The 17,328-nt window shown below is 42.2% G+C and carries 15 protein-coding genes and 1 pseudogene; 9 read left to right on the top strand and 7 right to left on the bottom strand.

What is annotated here, in order from left to right; translation table 11 throughout:
• The first annotated feature begins 8 nt into the window (after positions 1-8).
• The 3 genes from NST31_RS00980 (at position 9) to NST31_RS00970 (ending at position 1,783) form a co-directional block, all read left to right on the top strand.
• The gene (locus NST31_RS00980) at positions 9-968 is read left to right on the top strand and encodes a siderophore ABC transporter substrate-binding protein (protein WP_077110325.1); all 960 of its coding nucleotides are present in this window, start codon (positions 9-11) and stop codon (positions 966-968) included.
• Between the two features lie 64 nt (positions 969-1,032).
• Positions 1,033-1,218, top strand: a complete 186-nt coding sequence (locus tag NST31_RS00975; protein WP_077110326.1) for an H-type small acid-soluble spore protein — start codon at positions 1,033-1,035, stop codon at positions 1,216-1,218.
• A gap of 337 nt (positions 1,219-1,555) precedes the next feature.
• Positions 1,556-1,783: a hypothetical protein gene (locus NST31_RS00970; RefSeq protein ID WP_077110327.1), complete on the top strand. Its 228-nt coding sequence runs from the start codon at positions 1,556-1,558 to the stop codon at positions 1,781-1,783.
• A 734-nt stretch (positions 1,784-2,517) separates the two neighbouring features.
• Here NST31_RS00970 and NST31_RS00965 read toward each other — a convergent pair.
• Together NST31_RS00965 and NST31_RS00960 are read right to left on the bottom strand one after the other, a co-directional pair.
• Positions 2,518-3,795 (bottom strand): MFS transporter, encoded by a 1,278-nt coding sequence (locus NST31_RS00965; protein ID WP_236017141.1) that lies wholly within the window; start codon positions 3,793-3,795, stop codon positions 2,518-2,520.
• Positions 3,796-3,836: 41 nt separating this feature from the next.
• Positions 3,837-4,310, bottom strand: a complete 474-nt coding sequence (locus tag NST31_RS00960; RefSeq protein ID WP_077112109.1) for a hypothetical protein — start codon at positions 4,308-4,310, stop codon at positions 3,837-3,839.
• A 334-nt stretch (positions 4,311-4,644) separates the two neighbouring features.
• On the opposite strand from NST31_RS00960, the gene NST31_RS00955 reads away from it, so the two are divergent.
• Positions 4,645-7,485, top strand: a complete 2,841-nt coding sequence (locus tag NST31_RS00955) for a 2-oxoglutarate dehydrogenase E1 component (protein ID WP_077112107.1) — start codon at positions 4,645-4,647, stop codon at positions 7,483-7,485.
• A gap of 37 nt (positions 7,486-7,522) precedes the next feature.
• The gene (odhB, locus tag NST31_RS00950; RefSeq protein ID WP_077112105.1) at positions 7,523-8,791 is read left to right on the top strand and encodes a 2-oxoglutarate dehydrogenase complex dihydrolipoyllysine-residue succinyltransferase; all 1,269 of its coding nucleotides are present in this window, start codon (positions 7,523-7,525) and stop codon (positions 8,789-8,791) included.
• Here the strand turns inward: odhB and NST31_RS00945 are convergent.
• Positions 8,745-9,185: a transposase gene (locus NST31_RS00945; RefSeq protein WP_077112103.1), complete on the bottom strand. Its 441-nt coding sequence runs from the start codon at positions 9,183-9,185 to the stop codon at positions 8,745-8,747. The genes odhB and NST31_RS00945 overlap by 47 nt on opposite strands.
• A 213-nt stretch (positions 9,186-9,398) precedes the next feature.
• Here NST31_RS00945 and NST31_RS00940 point away from each other — a divergent pair.
• A pseudogene (locus tag NST31_RS00940) lies at positions 9,399-10,185 on the top strand (DUF2935 domain-containing protein).
• 53 nt (positions 10,186-10,238) lie between these two features.
• Here NST31_RS00940 and sda read toward each other — a convergent pair.
• A complete protein-coding gene (sda, locus tag NST31_RS00935) occupies positions 10,239-10,361 on the bottom strand; it encodes a sporulation histidine kinase inhibitor Sda (protein WP_077112101.1) in 123 nt (40 codons plus the stop codon).
• A gap of 172 nt (positions 10,362-10,533) precedes the next feature.
• Entirely contained in the window at positions 10,534-12,018 is a 1,485-nt protein-coding gene (locus tag NST31_RS00930) for an aldehyde dehydrogenase family protein (RefSeq protein WP_077112099.1), read from the bottom strand.
• Positions 12,019-12,247: 229 nt separating this feature from the next.
• Between NST31_RS00930 and NST31_RS00925 the strand changes: the two genes are divergently transcribed.
• From NST31_RS00925 to NST31_RS00915, 3 genes are all read left to right on the top strand, one after another.
• A complete protein-coding gene (locus NST31_RS00925) occupies positions 12,248-12,796 on the top strand; it encodes a hypothetical protein (RefSeq protein WP_077112097.1) in 549 nt (182 codons plus the stop codon).
• 99 nt (positions 12,797-12,895) lie between these two features.
• Entirely contained in the window at positions 12,896-13,768 is an 873-nt protein-coding gene (locus NST31_RS00920) for a MoxR family ATPase (protein WP_077112095.1), read from the top strand.
• Between the two features lie 13 nt (positions 13,769-13,781).
• A complete protein-coding gene (locus NST31_RS00915; protein ID WP_077112093.1) occupies positions 13,782-15,692 on the top strand; it encodes a hypothetical protein in 1,911 nt (636 codons plus the stop codon).
• A 279-nt stretch (positions 15,693-15,971) separates the two neighbouring features.
• Here the strand turns inward: NST31_RS00915 and NST31_RS00910 are convergent, their stop codons facing one another.
• Together NST31_RS00910 and NST31_RS00905 are read right to left on the bottom strand one after the other, a co-directional pair.
• Entirely contained in the window at positions 15,972-16,742 is a 771-nt protein-coding gene (locus tag NST31_RS00910) for a TPM domain-containing protein (RefSeq protein ID WP_339163399.1), read from the bottom strand.
• On the bottom strand, positions 16,742-17,320 hold the full coding sequence (locus tag NST31_RS00905; RefSeq protein ID WP_339163396.1) for a LemA family protein: 579 nt from the start codon (positions 17,318-17,320) through the stop codon (positions 16,742-16,744). The genes NST31_RS00910 and NST31_RS00905 overlap by 1 nt, the downstream gene beginning before the upstream one ends.
• Between the last annotated feature and the right edge of the window lie 8 nt (positions 17,321-17,328).

The raw sequence follows: 17,328 nt of genomic DNA, 5'->3' as shown, positions 1-17,328 counted from the left end.
TGAATACAATGAAGAAATGGTTATTTTTCATGATGGCCGGCTTGCTGGCATTTACATTAAGTGCTTGCGGAGCAAGCAATGAATCATCTGGTTCAAAAGGTGAAGAGAAGAAGGAACCTGATAAAAAAGAAGAAACGATTACAATCGAGCATGAGTATGGCGAAGCGAAAGTCAACAAAAATCCTGAGAACGTTGTAGTTTTTGATTTTGGCATTTTGGATACACTGGATAAGCTTGGCATAAAGGTGGCAGGTCTTCCTCAAGCAACGGTCCCTGCGTATTTGGATAAATATTCCGGTAAGGACTATAAAAATCTGGGGAGCCTGAAAGAACCTGATTTTGAAGCAATTGACTCGTTAAAACCTGATGTGATCTTTATTTCCGGGCGCCAGGCTGATTTGTATGACCAATTTGCCGAAATTGCCCCGACCGTTTATGTCGGTTTCGATTATGGCAACTATATGGATTCCTTCAAAAAGAATATGGAAACAGTCGGCAAGATTTTTGATAAAGAAACAGAAGTTCAAGCCGAAATAGAGGATATTGAAAAGCAAATTACAGCCATCAATGAAAAAGCAACTTCAATGGATCAAAAAGCCCTTGTGGTATTAGCAAACGAAGGGAAAGTAAGTGCTTATGGCCCAAGTTCAAGATTTGGATTGATTCATGATGTGCTCGGTTTTAAACCGGCGGATGAAAAAATTGAGGCATCCACGCACGGTCAAGGAATTTCATTTGAATATATTTTGGAGAAAAATCCTGACATTTTATTCGTCATTGACCGCAATGCGGCGCTTGAAGAGGATGCAACTCCTGCAAAAGAGACGGTTGAAAACGACCTTGTTAAAAAGACCAATGCTTTTAAAAATGAAAAGATCATTTATTTAGATGCCGATTATTGGTATCTTTCCGGCGGGGGTTTACAATCCATGGAAGAAATGATCGGAGAGGTTGAGAAAGCTTTCTAATCTTGGTCTGAATAAAATTCTCATCTGTATCCAAAGATAGTAGAAAAGGATCGGAGTGAGACTATTGGATGCAAAGCGCGTGAGGCAAATCCTATCTTCTCCCGCTGATATTGAAGTGACATACAATGGCACATCCGTATGGATTGATCAATTGCATCATGATGAAACAACCGCCACTGTGCATTTACGGGGGGCGGGTTCCACGAAAGAACCAACGACCGTGGAAATTTCACAGTTAACCGAAGAATAAGGGGGGCTAAAAGCCTCCTCATATCAATCAGTCGGAAAGAAAACAAATCGTTTTCTCCCGGCTGATTTTCCATTTGGCGGACCTCCCCTGGAGGATGCCCGCCACTTTTGGAAGGTTGGCGATCAGTAAAAACCTGCCCTTGAAAATGGACAAGACGCCCTGGCGCTCAATAATGTAGCGGTGTGATTGTTCACGATGTTTTTTCTTCCGTCATCAACGTTGTGATGAATTGTTGGATGAAAAAGAGCATATATTAGCTCATTAACATTTTCCTTTGATTTATAAACTTACCATAATATGTTAATCTAATAGCAAAACTTTAAAAGGGATGTGCAAAATGTCCAAAGGAAAAATAGCTGGAGAAGAAGCTGAAAATCTATACGATGATATCCTAAAGACGATAAATCATTTAAGCGAGAAAGAGGCAAAATCTTTTTTAAAGCTTATTTATGCAAAGTTAGACATTGTCAAGTATGGTAATGGTAAATACAGTAGCAAAGAGTGCGTAAATGAGCTGTTCGAAAAGTTTGAAGATTTAAATGAGTTACGTAAAAAAAAGAAATAATAAATTTGAAACGGCTGGGACATAAGCAAATACGAAATAGAAAAACCGAACAATTCATTTATAATTGTTCGGTTTATTTGTATTAAAAAATCCCTACCATCGCTACGTCAACATATTTCGCTTACCACAGGTCTCTTCAGCTTCCTCGGAAAGCAAAGGTCGCTTTCCTGCGGTATCTTCAGCTTGAGCTATTCCCGCAGGAGTCTGCCTATTTTGACTACGCTAAAAGCCTGCGTATGATACACTGGGACAATTGATCCCGCATGTAAGGTGCCGTAGACTCCCACTTCAAAATCTTGAGTGAATACAAAAGGTCTAAGTGGGAGAAACGGCCCCTAAATGCCCGATTGGTTCAACTAACAATCAGTAGGAGATGGAAGATAACTCCTACTGAATGAAGTTTCACTTTATCCGGCATGTAAGGTGCCGTAAGACTCCCACTTCAAAGTCTTGAGTGAATACAAAAAGTCCAAGTGTGAGCAAACGGCCCCTAAATGCCCGATTGGTTCAACTAACAATCAGTAGGAGATGGAAGATAACTCCTACTGAATGAAGTTTCACTTTATTGTTCGTTTTTTCATCAGCTGATTTAGTTGTGTCCAGCCGTTTCATTATATATAGCTTTTGTTGTTCTATCAGCAACCGCTTTTCATACCTTGATTAACCCCAAATGATACACAACGCATAATCATACTGAATAGCATCAAGCAAGAGAAGTAAAAATACAGAAAATCTCACTTTAGTGCCGGTTTCACATCCGCTGTTTTTTCCTTTTTCCCTTCCGGGTTAATTCCTTTTAACGCTAAAAGTGCCGCAATAATGGAAAGGCCCGCCAACACAAATAAAACGCTCTGGTTATTGTACTTCATAAGAAGGGCCACTGCGGGAGGACCGGCAGCAACTCCGATAAATCTCATGGAACTAAAGATAGATGTAATTGTTCCCCGCATATCTTTCTCGATAGTTTGCGTAAGAAGGGCATCCAAACATGGAAGTGCCGACCCAATCCCAATACCGCAAAATACAAAAACGGAGATGGAGTAAAGAAACTGATCTGAAAGCATTTGGGCGATGACGGCGGCTCCTGCCAAAACGATCCCGAAAAAGGAAATCCACTTCATTTTTGGCAAGCTGTCTTTCATGATTTTTCCAGTAATAAAAGAAGCGATGCAAAGCGCTGCCAGCGGAATGGCAAGTAAAAAACCTTTTTTCAAACCGTCATAGTGGTAATCTTCCTCAAGAATTGATGATAAGTAAAACAAGAAACCGAATAAAACAAACATTAAAATGGCGCCGATTAAAAAAACAGCAATCAGCCAGTGCCGATGTTCCGCAAAAATACTTTTCGTATGATGAATAAATCTGCCAAATGAGAGCTCATGCTTGTCCCCTTTAGGCTTTTTGACCAAAAATAAAATAAGAAGCAAAGAGATAAGGGAAAAAAGCGGGATTGAAAAAAAGGGGAGAAACCAAACCAAGCCTGCCAATAACGATCCGAGAATCGGGCTCAATACTTTTCCGAAAGTGTTTGAAGTTTCAATTACGCCCAATGTGGCACTGACATCTTTATCCCGTTTAAACATGTCTCCCACCAGTGGCAGGACAATCGGAAAAGCACCGGCTGCCCCGATTCCCTGCATTACCCTGCCTGCGAGCATTAAAAGGAATGGATTTTCCATTTTCCAGGCAGCCCATCCGGAAATGAGCCCGCCGATCCCTGTCATGACGAGCGAGGGGATGATCACAACTTTCCTCCCAAACTTGTCGGATAAAAATCCCGCAATCGGAATGAAAAAGATGGCAACAATTGAATAAACCGTAATCAGGTAACTGGATTGCAATTTGGAAATGTCCAGTTTCTTTTCCATTAAGGGTAACAAGGGAATTAACATGGAATTTCCCAGGGTCATGATAAGCGGAATGGATGCAATGGAAACAATAGCCCATTTTTTGTCTGCTGTTGCATTGTTTGTATGAGTTTTTTCCATGGCTCTTCCTTTCAGATCAATCATTACCATTACTGTTTCTCGTTTTTTGTTTTTTACCCGGTCTTTTAAAATTTTTCGGACACATCCACTTCCGTCAACTGCATATCATCCATTTTGGGGATCTTAATTTCAAGAATGAGATCCTTAACCAAAGCCGTAGCACCTTTCCTTTTTACAAGGCTGGGCAAGATGATGGTATGGCGCTTACCTGGTTCGGGCATATTTTCAATAATCGCTTGATTGGACGTATGGAATATTTTTAACTGTTTATGAGTTTCTTCATCCGGCAATTGAATTCTTATAAAAATATGATCAAATGTCTCAAAAACATCTACATGAAATTTTTGTTGTTCCTTTTCTTGCGCCTGGGAGCTGTTCGCTGTTTGGAAGTTGAATGGAACGTTTGAATTTTCCATGTGAGGAGGGACATATTTTTTGATCATTTCCGATACATAAGATTGAATATCTGCTGGGTTCATTTTGTCGGCAATATTCTTCATTTCGTCGTTATTAAATGGAAACATGCTCCATGGAAACATCCGCCTCCCTCCCTTGAAACAACTCGATACATTATATGCTTATGTAAAAGTTGCGCAACAAGGGAGAAAAAAAGCGTATTTATTTGAATTTTTTTTAAAGAGTAGTAAGATGGTATATGGATTTTAGAGATATTAATGAAAGAAGGATCGTGAGCAAAATTCGATAAAATATGATGATATTTTACCTTAAGATGCCCAGTTAAATAAAAATTTGTCAAAATGATGTCATTACGCTTTTACTCGTTTCATTTGAGTGATAAAATGGATGTGCATTTATCTAAGCTTCATAAAAAGAGATGAAAATCAGAGGTTTAAATGGTGGAGGTTTAAACAAATGAGTAACGAAGCATCTTTCCAAGATTCGCCCTGGCAGGAGTTTTCGGGGCATAACCTTGGGTATGTAATGGAATTGTACGAAAAGTATTTGGAAGACCCAAGCAGTGTTGATCCTGAGATGAAAGAAGTGTTCGACAAGTGGGGCGCACCGTCGACAGCCAATGCCGCAACAACGGTCGGCCAGGCTGATGTTTCATTCCAGATGCCTGCCATCCACAACCAGTTGAGCAAGATCGTTGCAGCCGTCAAGTATGCGGATAACATACGTACATATGGGCACCTGATTGCGGATATTAACCCGATCCGGCGGAAGGAAAAAAACACAAGAAAGCTCGAGTTGTCTGAATATAATTTGACCGAAGCTGACTTGAAGCAAATACCGGCATCATTCATTTCTCCCAATGCTCCATCAAGTTTAAAGGACGGCTATGAAGCGATTGAACATTTAAAAGAGGTATATACAAAAAAATTGGCGTTTGAATACCACCATGTTCATGAGCTTGACGAAAGAAACTGGCTTCAACAAAAGATAGAAGAAGGCGTTTTCTATCCGAAATTAACGAAAGAGCGAAAAAAAGCCTTGTTAACCCGCTTGTCGGAAGTCGAAGGGTTTGAAAAATTTATTCACCGCACTTTTGTGGGGCAAAAACGATTTTCAATAGAAGGCCTTGAAGCTCTGGTGCCGTTAATGGATAAAATCATTAGTTTGAACGTGGAAAAGGGTACGCGAACGATCAATATCGGAATGGCCCATAGAGGACGGCTTAACGTGTTGGCACATGTCCTTGAAAAGCCTTACGAATTAATTTTTTCCGAGTTCCAACATGCGCCTAATAAAGAGTTAATTCCATCCGAAGGTTCCATCGGAATTACTTACGGATGGACAGGCGACGTCAAATACCATCTTGGTGCGGACAGAAAGCTGAAGCGTGGGAACACCGCAACAACGAGAATTACTTTAGCCAACAATCCGAGCCATCTTGAAGTAGTCAATCCGGTCGTCGACGGCTTTACACGGGCAGCGCAGGAGAATCGCAATGTCCCTGGATATCCTGAACAAGATATGGATAATTGCCTTGCCATTGTTGTGCATGGGGACGCTGCTTTTCCTGGCGAGGGAATTGTGCAGGAAACGCTGAATATGGGCCGTTTGCGAGGGTATAACACCGGAGGCTCCATTCATATTATTGCAAACAATATGATTGGGTTTACAACCGAAAGCCGAGACTCGCGTTCGACTTTATACGCCTCTGATGTTGCGAAAGGTTTTGAAGTGCCAATCGTGCACGTCAATGCCGATGATCCGGAAGCGGTTCTGGCGGCAGCAACGCTCGCCCATGAATATAGACAAAACTTCCATAAAGACTTTATTATTGATTTAATCGGTTACCGCCGCTTTGGGCATAACGAAATGGATGAGCCCATGGTGACAAACCCAATCATGTATAACATGATTAAAAACCATAAAACAATCAAAGAACAGTATGCGGAACAATTGCTTGAAGAAGGCCACGTAACGAAGGAAGAAATCAAGCAAATTGATGAAAAAATTCAAGAGTCGTTACAAAAAGCTTACGACAAAGTTCCTAAAACAAAAGACAATCCGGACATCGTCATGAATCCTCCGGAGTATATCAATAAACTGCCAAAGGTACAAACGGCCGTAAATGAAAAGATTCTTTCCAATATAAATGATGAATTATTAAAGTGGCCGGATAACTTTCATGTATTCGGCAGATTAAAACGGATATTGCAGCGCAGGGAAAACGTTTTTAAAGAAAAAGGGAAAATAGATTGGGCCCATGCTGAGGCACTTGCTTTTGGATCTATTTTGAAAGATGGGACCCCTATCCGTTTAACGGGGCAAGATTCCCAGCGTGGAACATTTGCGCAGCGCAATCTTGTTTTACACGACGTAAAAACGGGTGAAGAATACATCCCGATGCATCATTTAAGTGATGTAAATTCATCTTTCGTCGTTTATAACAGTCCTTTGACCGAAGCGGCAGTAGTCGGGTTTGAATACGGCTACAACGTTTTCGCACCAGAAACGCTTGTGTTGTGGGAAGCCCAGTTCGGAGACTTTGCCAATATGGCCCAAGTTTATTTTGACCAATTTATTTCTTCGGGCCGTGCCAAATGGGGGCAAAAATCAGGACTCGTCATGCTGTTGCCACATGGTTATGAAGGCCAGGGGCCGGAGCATTCGAGCGGAAGAGTGGAAAGGTTCCTGCAAAGTGCTGCAGAAAATAACTGGATCGTAGCCAATCTATCGACGGCGGCACAATATTTTCACATCTTACGAAGACAGGCAGCCATACTGAAAAAAGATGAAGTGAAACCGCTTGTTCTAATGACACCTAAAAGCTTGCTGCGTCATCCGCTTGCGGCCGCAGACGTTGAAGAATTGACCAATGGCGAATTCAGGTCGATAATTGAACAAAAAGGTCTGGGAGAGAAGGCTGAAACGGTTGAACGGATCATCCTTTGCAGCGGAAAGGTATCCATTGATTTGGAAGAGAGCCTAAAAGATGCAGACAATACAGATTGGATCCATATTTTAAGGGTAGAAGAACTGTATCCATTCCCGAAAAAAGAAATAACCAACATTATTTCGCGTTATCCAAACGTTAAAGAGTTGGTATGGGTTCAGGAAGAACCTAAAAATATGGGGGGCTGGAGTCATGCAGTGTCCTACCTTTGGGATATAGCCCCTGAAGGTGTGGATGTCAAGTATATTGGGCGCCGCAAGCGTTCAAGCCCGTCAGAGGGTGACCCGACTGTTCACAGGCAGGAACAAAGCCGCATTATTAATGAAGCATTGACAAAAAACAACTAAGCTGAATTTACCCGTAAAGTTAGAGGAGGATTTCAAAGTGGCCGAAATTAAAGTACCAGAGTTGGCAGAATCGATTATGGAAGGAACTATCGCCCAATGGTTAAAAAAACCCGGAGACTATGTGGAAAAGGGCGAGTATATTGTTGAATTGGAAACAGACAAAGTAAACGTTGAGATCATATCCGAAGAAGCAGGAGTCGTTAAAGAGCTAAAAGCGGAAGAGGGAGAGACGGTTCAGGTCGGCGATGTGATAGCAATCGTGGAAGCCGGAGCATCCGCAGGGGCAAGTGAACCTGCTCCGGCTCCGGCAAAAGAGGAAGCCCCTCAGCCTGCCCAAACAGAACAGCCAAAAGGGCAAGCCCAAGAAGAAAAACAAGAAGAGCAGGCTCAAACTGCAACAGATCGTCCGGTTGCTTCCCCTGCGGCACGCAAATTGGCAAGGGAAAAAGGAATTGACTTGTCGGCTGTTCCGACTGTCGATCCGCTGGGCAGGGTTCGTAAGCAAGACGTAGAATCCTATTCCAACCAGCCTGCTCAACCACAAGCAGCGCCAACTCCGGCTGCTGCTCCAAAACAAGAACCACCACAATCGCAGGAATTTGGAAAGCCGGTGGAAAGAGTCCGCTTGTCTCGCCGCCGTCAAACGATTGCAAAGCGGCTTGTTGAAGTACAGCAAACAGCAGCTATGCTCACGACTTTCAATGAAATTGATATGACTGCTGTCATGGAGCTTCGCAAAAAGAAAAAGGATAAATTTTTCGAAGAGCACGATGTACGCCTTGGCTTTATGTCGTTCTTTACTAAAGCCGTTGTCGCTGCATTGAAAAAATATCCGGCAGTTAATTCAGAGCTTGATGGCAACGAGCTAGTCTTGAAAAAGTACTATGATATCGGAGTCGCTGTTTCCACTGACGAGGGCCTTGTCGTTCCGGTTATTCGCGACTGTGACCGGAAAAACTTTGCCGAAATTGAAGCAGATATTCTTTCTGTTGCCTTGAGAGCACGCGACAACAAACTCTCCTTAAGCGACTTGCAAGGGGGAACTTTTACGATTACGAATGGCGGAGTGTTTGGATCCTTGTTATCAACGCCAATCTTAAATGGCAATCAAGTTGGGATTCTGGGGATGCACACCATTCAAACCCGCCCGGTAGCAATTGATGCAGAGCGCATGGAAAATCGTCCGATGATGTATGTTGCCCTTTCATATGATCATCGTGTCATTGATGGAAAAGAGGCTGTTGGATTCCTCGTCACGGTCAAAAAACTTCTTGAGAATCCGGAAGACCTCCTGCTAGAAGGATAAGATGTTTATACCTGAGGCTGGGGCATAAGTAAATAAAAAATAGCAAAAAGGGACTGTCCAAAAAGCCCCTAAAATAAATCAGGCGGAGGAAAACGGTTTGTTTTCTTTCGCCTGATTTTGTATTTTTCGGGTCTCCCCCTGAAAGCAGCTGGCGAATGCCCGCCACATTCAGGAAGTTATGGGCCAGGGCCACAATCCCGAATGCCACGTGGACCTTTTTGAGTCCCCGCAGGGAGAATCGGCGGAACGACCGATTGCCCTTGATGTGACCGAACACACTTTCTATCTCGTTCTTCCGCCGGGAGTAGATTTCTGCGATCTCTTCACATTCAAGGGCTGTCTTGGCCTTTGCCTTCATCTCTTCATAGATCATATTTAATGTTTGTTTGGTCACTTACATTTTACTAGATGGGACGATTTTTTGTATATATGTTTTGATAAAAGGAGAAGTGAAAAGGAAAAGGCTGTCACAGAGAAAATCGATTTTCACCGACTTTTTGGACAGTCCCTTTATTTATGTTAAAAAATCCCTATCATCGCTACGTCGAAAATATTCGCTTTCCGCAGGTCTCTTCAGCTTCCTCGGAAGCAAAGGTCCCTTAATGCGTTGAAATTTGAACATGAATTTTGGCTACAAGTCCTGGGAGATCATTCAACGTTTATCCTTGATTCTTTAAGCCCTGAAGAAAATCGGGCGATCGGTGAAGCAAAGCGGTTCAAAAAGGTATTTGATGAGCTTCTTTTTGAAGCACGCCAACTTGAAAGCACCGGACCGTTCTATGACTTAACATTGCGTTCAGAAGGCAGTGTCAGGGAATTGAAGAAGTTTAAGCTCTCGCTGCTTGAAAAACAACTCGCCAAAAAAGTGAAGATCCAGCTTTCTCCTACATTTATTAACCATACCATCAATGAATTGGAAGAATATGAACGCATTTTAAGTTACTTTAAGAAAAATGAATCCCCTCCAATCCTCCACGAGCTACATCATCATTTGCTATGGCTGCAAGTGCGTATGGACATGCGGAAGCCATTTATGTCAACTTGGATGCCATAGTGAAGAAGCTGAAAGAAAAAAGCCATTTATTTACAGTCCACTTTGAGCAGTTTTATTTAAAAGCTGTTGAATTCACAGGGTATTTTATTTACGTACGAAGAAGTATGATTTTCCGGCTTTAGACCGGATGAACGATGAAAGTAAACTGGAGATCCAGGCTTTTCAAAAGTTTTTAAATGAATTGCTCGAACTGAATATTTCAGCACAAGTACTCGGTACTTTTCCGGCATTGATGGCTGACCATATGTTTCGGGAAGAATGCTATTATTTGACGAAACTGGCTGAATCTACAAAAGAACAATGCCCGGAATGTGATCCAACAAAGCCGCGAATCAAATAAAGCGTGCTTGATCGCACGCTTTATTTCTAAAAAAATAATAAATGATTTGTTTATTAGGGATTTAAACCACGTTTCCTTATTTCCATTTTCAATAGTCGAATCCATTCTGTACCATGATTATTCTTCTTCGCGTCTCGGTAGGCTGCTACAAGCTGTTCGTTGCTTAAAATTTTCATGCAGGCAAAAACCTCCTCGTGAAAGTTGAATAATTCTTGTTCTTCACCTACCATTATACCTTTTTTCTGGTGAAAAGGTAAGGGTTTTCATTGTTTTTATCTATAATTTTTTTGCTGTAGACGATAAAAAGAAGCCTCAATACAGAAGGCTTCTTTCGTATTATATCCGTTTTTATTTTAATGAGATCCAAACGCTCTTGACTTCAGTATAATTGTTCAGGGCGTAAGATCCCATTTCGCGCCCAAGACCGGATTGTTTGAATCCTCCAAACGGAGACGCGGCATCAAAGGCATTATAGCAGTTCACCCATACCGTACCCGCGCGTAAACGGTTTGCCACGTAATGGGCTTTCGCCACATCTTGCGTCCATAAACCTGCCGCCAATCCATACTCCGTATTGTTGGCGCGATCAATCAGTTCATCAAGATCTTCGAAAGGCAAAGCAGCAATAACCGGTCCAAAAATTTCTTCTTTTGCGATCGTCATGTCGTCTTTAACGTCTGCAAAAATGGTTGGCTCCACGAAGAATCCTTCTTCACGCGGCTGTTGGCCCCCGGTGAGCAGCTCAGCCCCTTCGTTAATCCCTTTCTCAATATAGTTAAGTACCCGATTCTGTTGTTCGGCAGAAACAAGCGGCCCCATTTGAGTATCTTTATCAAGGCCGGATCCCTGCTTAATACTTTTAGCATGGGAAGCCATATCAGCGACAACGTTATCAAAATGTTTCTTTTGAATAAATACGCGTGATCCGGCAGAGCATACTTGCCCTTGGTTAAACATGACGCCATTCAATGCACCTGGAATGGCTTTTTTCAAGTCAGCATCAGGCAGAATAATATTTGGTGATTTTCCGCCGAGTTCCAGCGTAACTCTTTTGACTGTTTTGGCGCAGCGCTCCATAATGAGCTTTCCGACTTCAGTGGACCCCGTAAAGGCAATTTTGTCCACTTCCGGGTGGTCTACCAAAGCTTGTCCAGCCGTTTCTCCAAATCCCGGAACAATGTTAACCACTCCCGGCGGAAATCCGGCTTCTTCAATTAATTCTGCTAAGTATAGGGCGGATAGCGGCGTTTGCTCCGCAGGTTTCAACACGACCGTACATCCAGTCGCCAGTGCGGCCCCCAATTTCCACATCGCCATTAACAGCGGGAAATTCCAAGGGATGATTTGTCCGACTACACCGACAGCTTCATGACGGGTATAGTTAAAAAACGGACCTGAAACAGGAATGGTTTGTCCTGTAATCTTTGTTGACCATCCTGCGTAATAACGCATATGCTCAATAGCAAGCGGCAAATCGGCATTTGTTGTTTCACGAATCGGTTTTCCATTGTCCAATGTTTCAAGTTGGGCCAACGCTTCCTTGTGTTCTTCCATTAAATCGGCGAGCTTGTACATTAATCGGCTTCTTTGGGCAGCGCTCATTTTTTGCCATTTGCCTTCATCAAAGGCTTTGCGGGCTGCCTTGACCGCTCGATTGATATCTTCCGCTTCTCCTTCATACAGGGTTGCGAGAGTTTCACCCGTTGCCGGATTAGGGGTTTCAAATGTCTTTCCGCTTGCACTCTCAACAAATTCTCCGTTAATATAAAGCTTTTTCGTACCCTGTAAAAACTTTTCCACTCTTTCGTTGACTTCCAATGCTACTTGACTCATTGAACTCCTCCTTTAAAAATTTTCCCAAGGATGGTAATATAAATAGAAACCGCTTCCAAATATTAGTATACTATGAATATAGGAAATATACAAACAAAATAATTAGGCAAAAATTACCAAGATACGACAAATAGTTACTAGTAAAAGAATATTTAGTATATAAAAACTAATTCTTTACTAATTCAATGCAAACAACTTATAATAATGTTGTGACAGGAGGTTTTATTTTATGTTTGATGAAAGAGCTGCATTAAGATTTAGACTGGAGCAAATGAAAGACGCGGAAGAAAGGTTGATCGTACAAATTCAGAAAGAAAGAGCTTATATTTTTAGCCGTTTAAGAGAACTTGATGCCCAAACATCTGCCGAGACCGGGACGTCTGAACAAGATTTAAAATTTTTAGAAAGATCACAGCCTTATTTGCAAGCTCCCCAACAAGATGGTGAAAAGAAAGAATGGACTGGATCCAAGATGAGAAGGGCGCGGCCCTCCAGGAGAAGCAAAACGACGAAAATGCGCGAAGCCGCGGTAAATATTTTGAAGCAACAAACTTCTCCCATTCGCGGCATAGATTTGGAAAAATTAATAGAAGAGCGCACCGGCTTTCAAATCGCCAATATGACAACCTTTATGAACACCATTATGAAAGCGGATGAAAGAATTATCAAAGTCGGACGGGGCTTATATTCTTACCATAAAGAGCCGACGAATAATCCACTTGGTCCCATCATACTCGGGAGCGAAGAAAACGACAATTCGACGAATAGCGAATCTTAAAGCCTGCTGAAAAGCATGCTTTTTTCTTTGATACGGGAAGTTTGGTAAAATAGAAGGGCTACAAAGCCAAGCAGTTGGAACTAAGAAAGGATTGTTCCCATGTTATTAAATGAACTTCCACAAAACATTCAAGAAATGATTCAAGAAAGAAACAAGTTATTTTCCCACTATGATCAAGAACAAATCGGAGAAAACGGCTTTTTATCGGATGATTCTTCCATTTTGAGTGATGCGGTCATCGCTTTATCATTGGGAAAAAATATCTTATTAAAAGGTCCGACTGGTTCCGGAAAAACAAAATTGGCAGAAGCTTTGTCCCATATTTTCAGACAGCCTTTGCATAGTGTAAATTGTTCCGTCGACACCGATTCTGAAGCATTGCTCGGATTTAAAACAATAAGCGAAAAAGAGGGGAAAAACCGCATTGAATTTGTTCCGGGTCCCGTCGTAAAAGCGATGGAGAGGGGGCATTTATTATATATCGATGAGATTAACATGGCCAAACCGGAGACACTCCCGATTTTAAATAGCATCCTCGATTACAGAAGAAAGTTTACAAACCCGTTTACAGCAAACGTGGTAAAGGCAAAAGAAACCTTTGGTGTGATCGCCGCTATTAACGAGGGATATATTGGAACAGTTCCCTTAAACGAGGCGTTGAAAAACCGGTTTATCGTAATCGATATCCCTTATGTCCAGGGAGAAGTATTAAAAAAAGTTATTCAACAAGAAAGTCTTTTAAAAGATGAAAAATTAATTCAACAATTCATTCGTTTTTCTGATGATCTCCTTTTCCAGGTAAGAAACGGCCAAATTCCCGAAGAAGCTGCATCCATCAGGGCGTTATTAGATTCTTGTGACTTGGCGGTTTTTATGCCGCCGCTTCGCGCAGTACAAAGAGGTATTGCCGATAAACTGGAAGAGGACAGAGAGAGAGCAGCAGTGATGAATATAGCCGCTACGTTATTTTAAAGGGAGTGGTTTCATGCTATACCACTTTATCGATTTCAACGACAAAAAAATCAACTCCTTTCTTTTGTTGGAGTTGGAAGATTTGGCGAAAACTCTGGCCAAAACCAATCAATACAAGGTGGATTTTGGAAAATTATCGTATATAAGCTTTCAAGAGAACAAGATATATGTAAGCCATTTTTGGGATGATCGTCCCCAAAAAATAAAAATAGATGGAATGAAAAGTGAAATCTTTTTGCGGGCTTTCGGAAACATCCATTTTACTGATTTTCGCGAGATTGAACCCTTCTCCAAGTTTGCGGCCGAGACCAACATTCCAAGCTTCGCCCGACAATTGTTTATGTTGGCGGAAGATGTAAGGATTGAAGAAGAGTGTAAGCGTAAGCGCACGGGGATGAATAGGGAGTTTCACACAAGACGTGCCGTTTATATGGATTACTTTGAATCGCAAATGAATGTGAACCTTGAAAAAAACTTATGGATAGACGCTTTTTTTAATTTCATTTACGCAGTTTGGAATACGAATAAGCCCTTTGCGACTTTTCCAGCTTTTCCCGTTGAACTCGATAGGCACATACCATTGTTTCTCGAGAAGCTGGAAAAAATGTATGAAGCCCAATCCACGAAAGATTGTGCCATTCTTTGTGCCGAAGTTGTTGAAAAGGCTGAACTGCTTTTTTCGGATGATATGATCAATGAGTACTTTCACTTGCCCGTATTATCCGGCAACACCCTGATGAAGGCTCGAACAGGTAAAGCAAGAAAATCTTTCCTTGAAAACAATGATCCAGCAGATGCCAAAAATAAAGACGTGTTCCAAGAGGAAATGAAAACGTGGCACCGCGAGACAGAAAAAGAAGGAGACAACCACTTGTATTTTAACCTGGAAAGGGGAACGAAATCGAGTTTGCCAAAGGGAAATGCGCGAAAGGGAGAGCCGGGCCAAACTGAAATGACGATCGTTCGGGGAAAAAGCGGAAAGTCAGCTTCTAAAGCGTGGGCAAATACAGAACTTGAAGGAAACGAAGGAATCGAAACAACAGACGAACCACATCGCTACGGAGAGGTGAATAAACAGGCAAAAGCCATTTTTATACCTCCCCAAACACCTGATGCTAACGATAGAGAGCAATACAGGAAACTCAGGGAAGGAGTTTTGTTTTATAAAAGAAAACTAAAAAATATCATCGAACAAACGTTGGAAAAGAAAAAAACCGGACAGCTTACAAATCGGAAGATAGGACGGCTCGGAAAAAATCTCATACCGTATTTTATTGAGGATTATCCGAACTTATTTTATAAAAAAACCGAACCTGTCAAAGAGATTGATGCCGTTTTTAGCTTATTAGTTGATTGCTCTGCATCGATGTCAGATAAAATGACGGAAACGAAACGGGGGATTATTTTATTCCACGAAGCGTTGAAGTCTGTTCGTGTACCTCATGAAGTGACGGGATTTTGGGAAGATGCGGATGAAGCGACAAAGGATGAACAGCCAAACTATTTTGACAAGGTCATTTCGTTTTCCCGTTCTCTAAACGAGAGTACGGGGCCTGAAATAATGAGACTGGAAGAAAAAGAGGATAACCGTGACGGTTTTTCCATCCGTGTAACAAGCGAAAGGCTGATCCATAGGCCGGAAAAGCAAAAGTTTCTTCTCGTTTTTTCCGACGGGGAACCGTCTGCATACGGCTACCATCAAAATGGGATTATAGACACCCATGAAGCCGTAGCAGAGGCCAGAAAGAAGGGAATTGAAGTATTTAACATTCTGCTTTCCAATGACGGAATTGATCCGGGCCAAGAGGAAGTATTTAAAAATATTTATGGAAACAGAAGCATAATGGCGGAAAAAGCGGATCAACTTCCCGATATCCTTTTTCCGTTGCTGAAAAAATTACTCAATCAATCGCTCAATGACTAGCATCTGATAAAATAATGAATGCCGTCTATTGAAGAATTAAGCATGCCCCACCGAACGAAACTGAAATCATATAAAAACCGGAAGTGCAGGTAAGAACCTCACTTCCGTTATGGCCGGCGCTTTCCGTCCAGTTTAACACGGTTAAACCGCGCCTGTCGCTTTTCTGTTTGATTTGCTCTAGGCACCAGGGGTGTAAGTTTGCTTCGCGGCTTCAATCGAAACATTTCTCTTTCAGAAGCTCCAGCGCTTGTCGCCTCTGTAATGGTAGCGCTTTTCGCTTTACCAGCCACGACTCGCACCGCCACCACCACTTGAACCGCCTCCGCCAGATCGCGGGAATCCACCACCGCCTCCGCCGCCACGACCACCGCTTTGGAGGATGGCGGCAAGCATTCTGAGCATTGACAAACTGAGAGCTCCGCCAAGAAATCGAAAGTCTAAAAATACAAGTCCGGCGAAAATCAGGAAAAATATAATGACCGTCAGCAATGAAGGTCCGTCATCTGTTTCCGTATATTCAAACCCTTTTGCATCGGCCTTTTTATCCAGATTGTATTCTTTTCCAACTTCATTAAACAATTGTTTATACGTATTGATGATTGCCGAATTGACTTCATCTTTTTCCAAGTAGGGGAGGGCGTAACTGTCCAAGATTCGTCCAACTTTTCCGTCAGGAAGAGCCCCTTCAAGACCATACCCAACTTCAATGCGGATTTTTCGGTCATTCAGAGAAAGCAGCAACAATACCCCATTGTCTGTGTTTTTGCCGCCAAGCCCGTATTGGCGGAAAGCTTCCAATGCGTATTCCTCGACTGTTTCTTTTCCAAGCGACTCAACGGTTAAAACCGCAATTTGCGCTTCCGTTTGATCGTCCAAATATTTCCCCAGTTCCACAAGCTCCTGCTTTTCCTTTTCTGATAACACATTGGCGAAATCTTGTACATAAATATCTCCAACTGGATCCGGTATATTAGCTGCAAAACCCTGCTGTCCTTGGGCAAATAAAAGGATGGGAAAAAGGAAGAGGAGGGAAAAGAGGACCCTTTTCATTACTCCCCATTCCTTTCAAAATCTACATCCGGCACATTTTGCGCTTCTTCATCTGCTTTAAAGTACTCCTTCTTCTCAAACCCAAATATGGATGCTGTAATGCGTCCCGGGAACTGTCTTACCTTCTTATTGTAGACTGTCACTTGATCGTTGTAATCCATTCTCGCAACCGCGATCCGGTTTTCAGTTCCGGCAAGCTCGTCCATCAACTGTGTAAATTGTTTATCGGCTTTTAATTCGGGATAATTTTCAGAGATGGCGAGCAGTCTGCTTAAAGCGGTCGTCAGTTCGGCATCTGCATTTGCTTGCTCTTCAGGCGTTTTTGCCCCGATCAACTTGGATCTTGCTTCCGCAATGTCACTAAAAACTTTGTCTTCATGACTCGCGTATCCTTTCACCGTTTCTACTAAATTTGGGATCAAATCGGCTCGTCGCTGGAGCTGATTTTCAATTTGGGCATGTGTCTTCTCGACCTCTTCCTCAGCATTGACAAATCCATTATAGCTCCCAAATAAAGGGATCAGGATAATGGCGAGTATCACAACAATCCCAATAATCGCACTCAGGCTTTTTCTCATTTCTTTCA

Source organism: Siminovitchia sp. FSL W7-1587 (assembly GCF_037963795.1).
Classification (GTDB): Bacteria; Bacillota; Bacilli; order Bacillales; family Bacillaceae_C; genus Siminovitchia; species Siminovitchia thermophila.
Note: the sequence above shows the minus strand (reverse complement) of the source record. Positions and strands in the feature narration are given on the sequence as shown.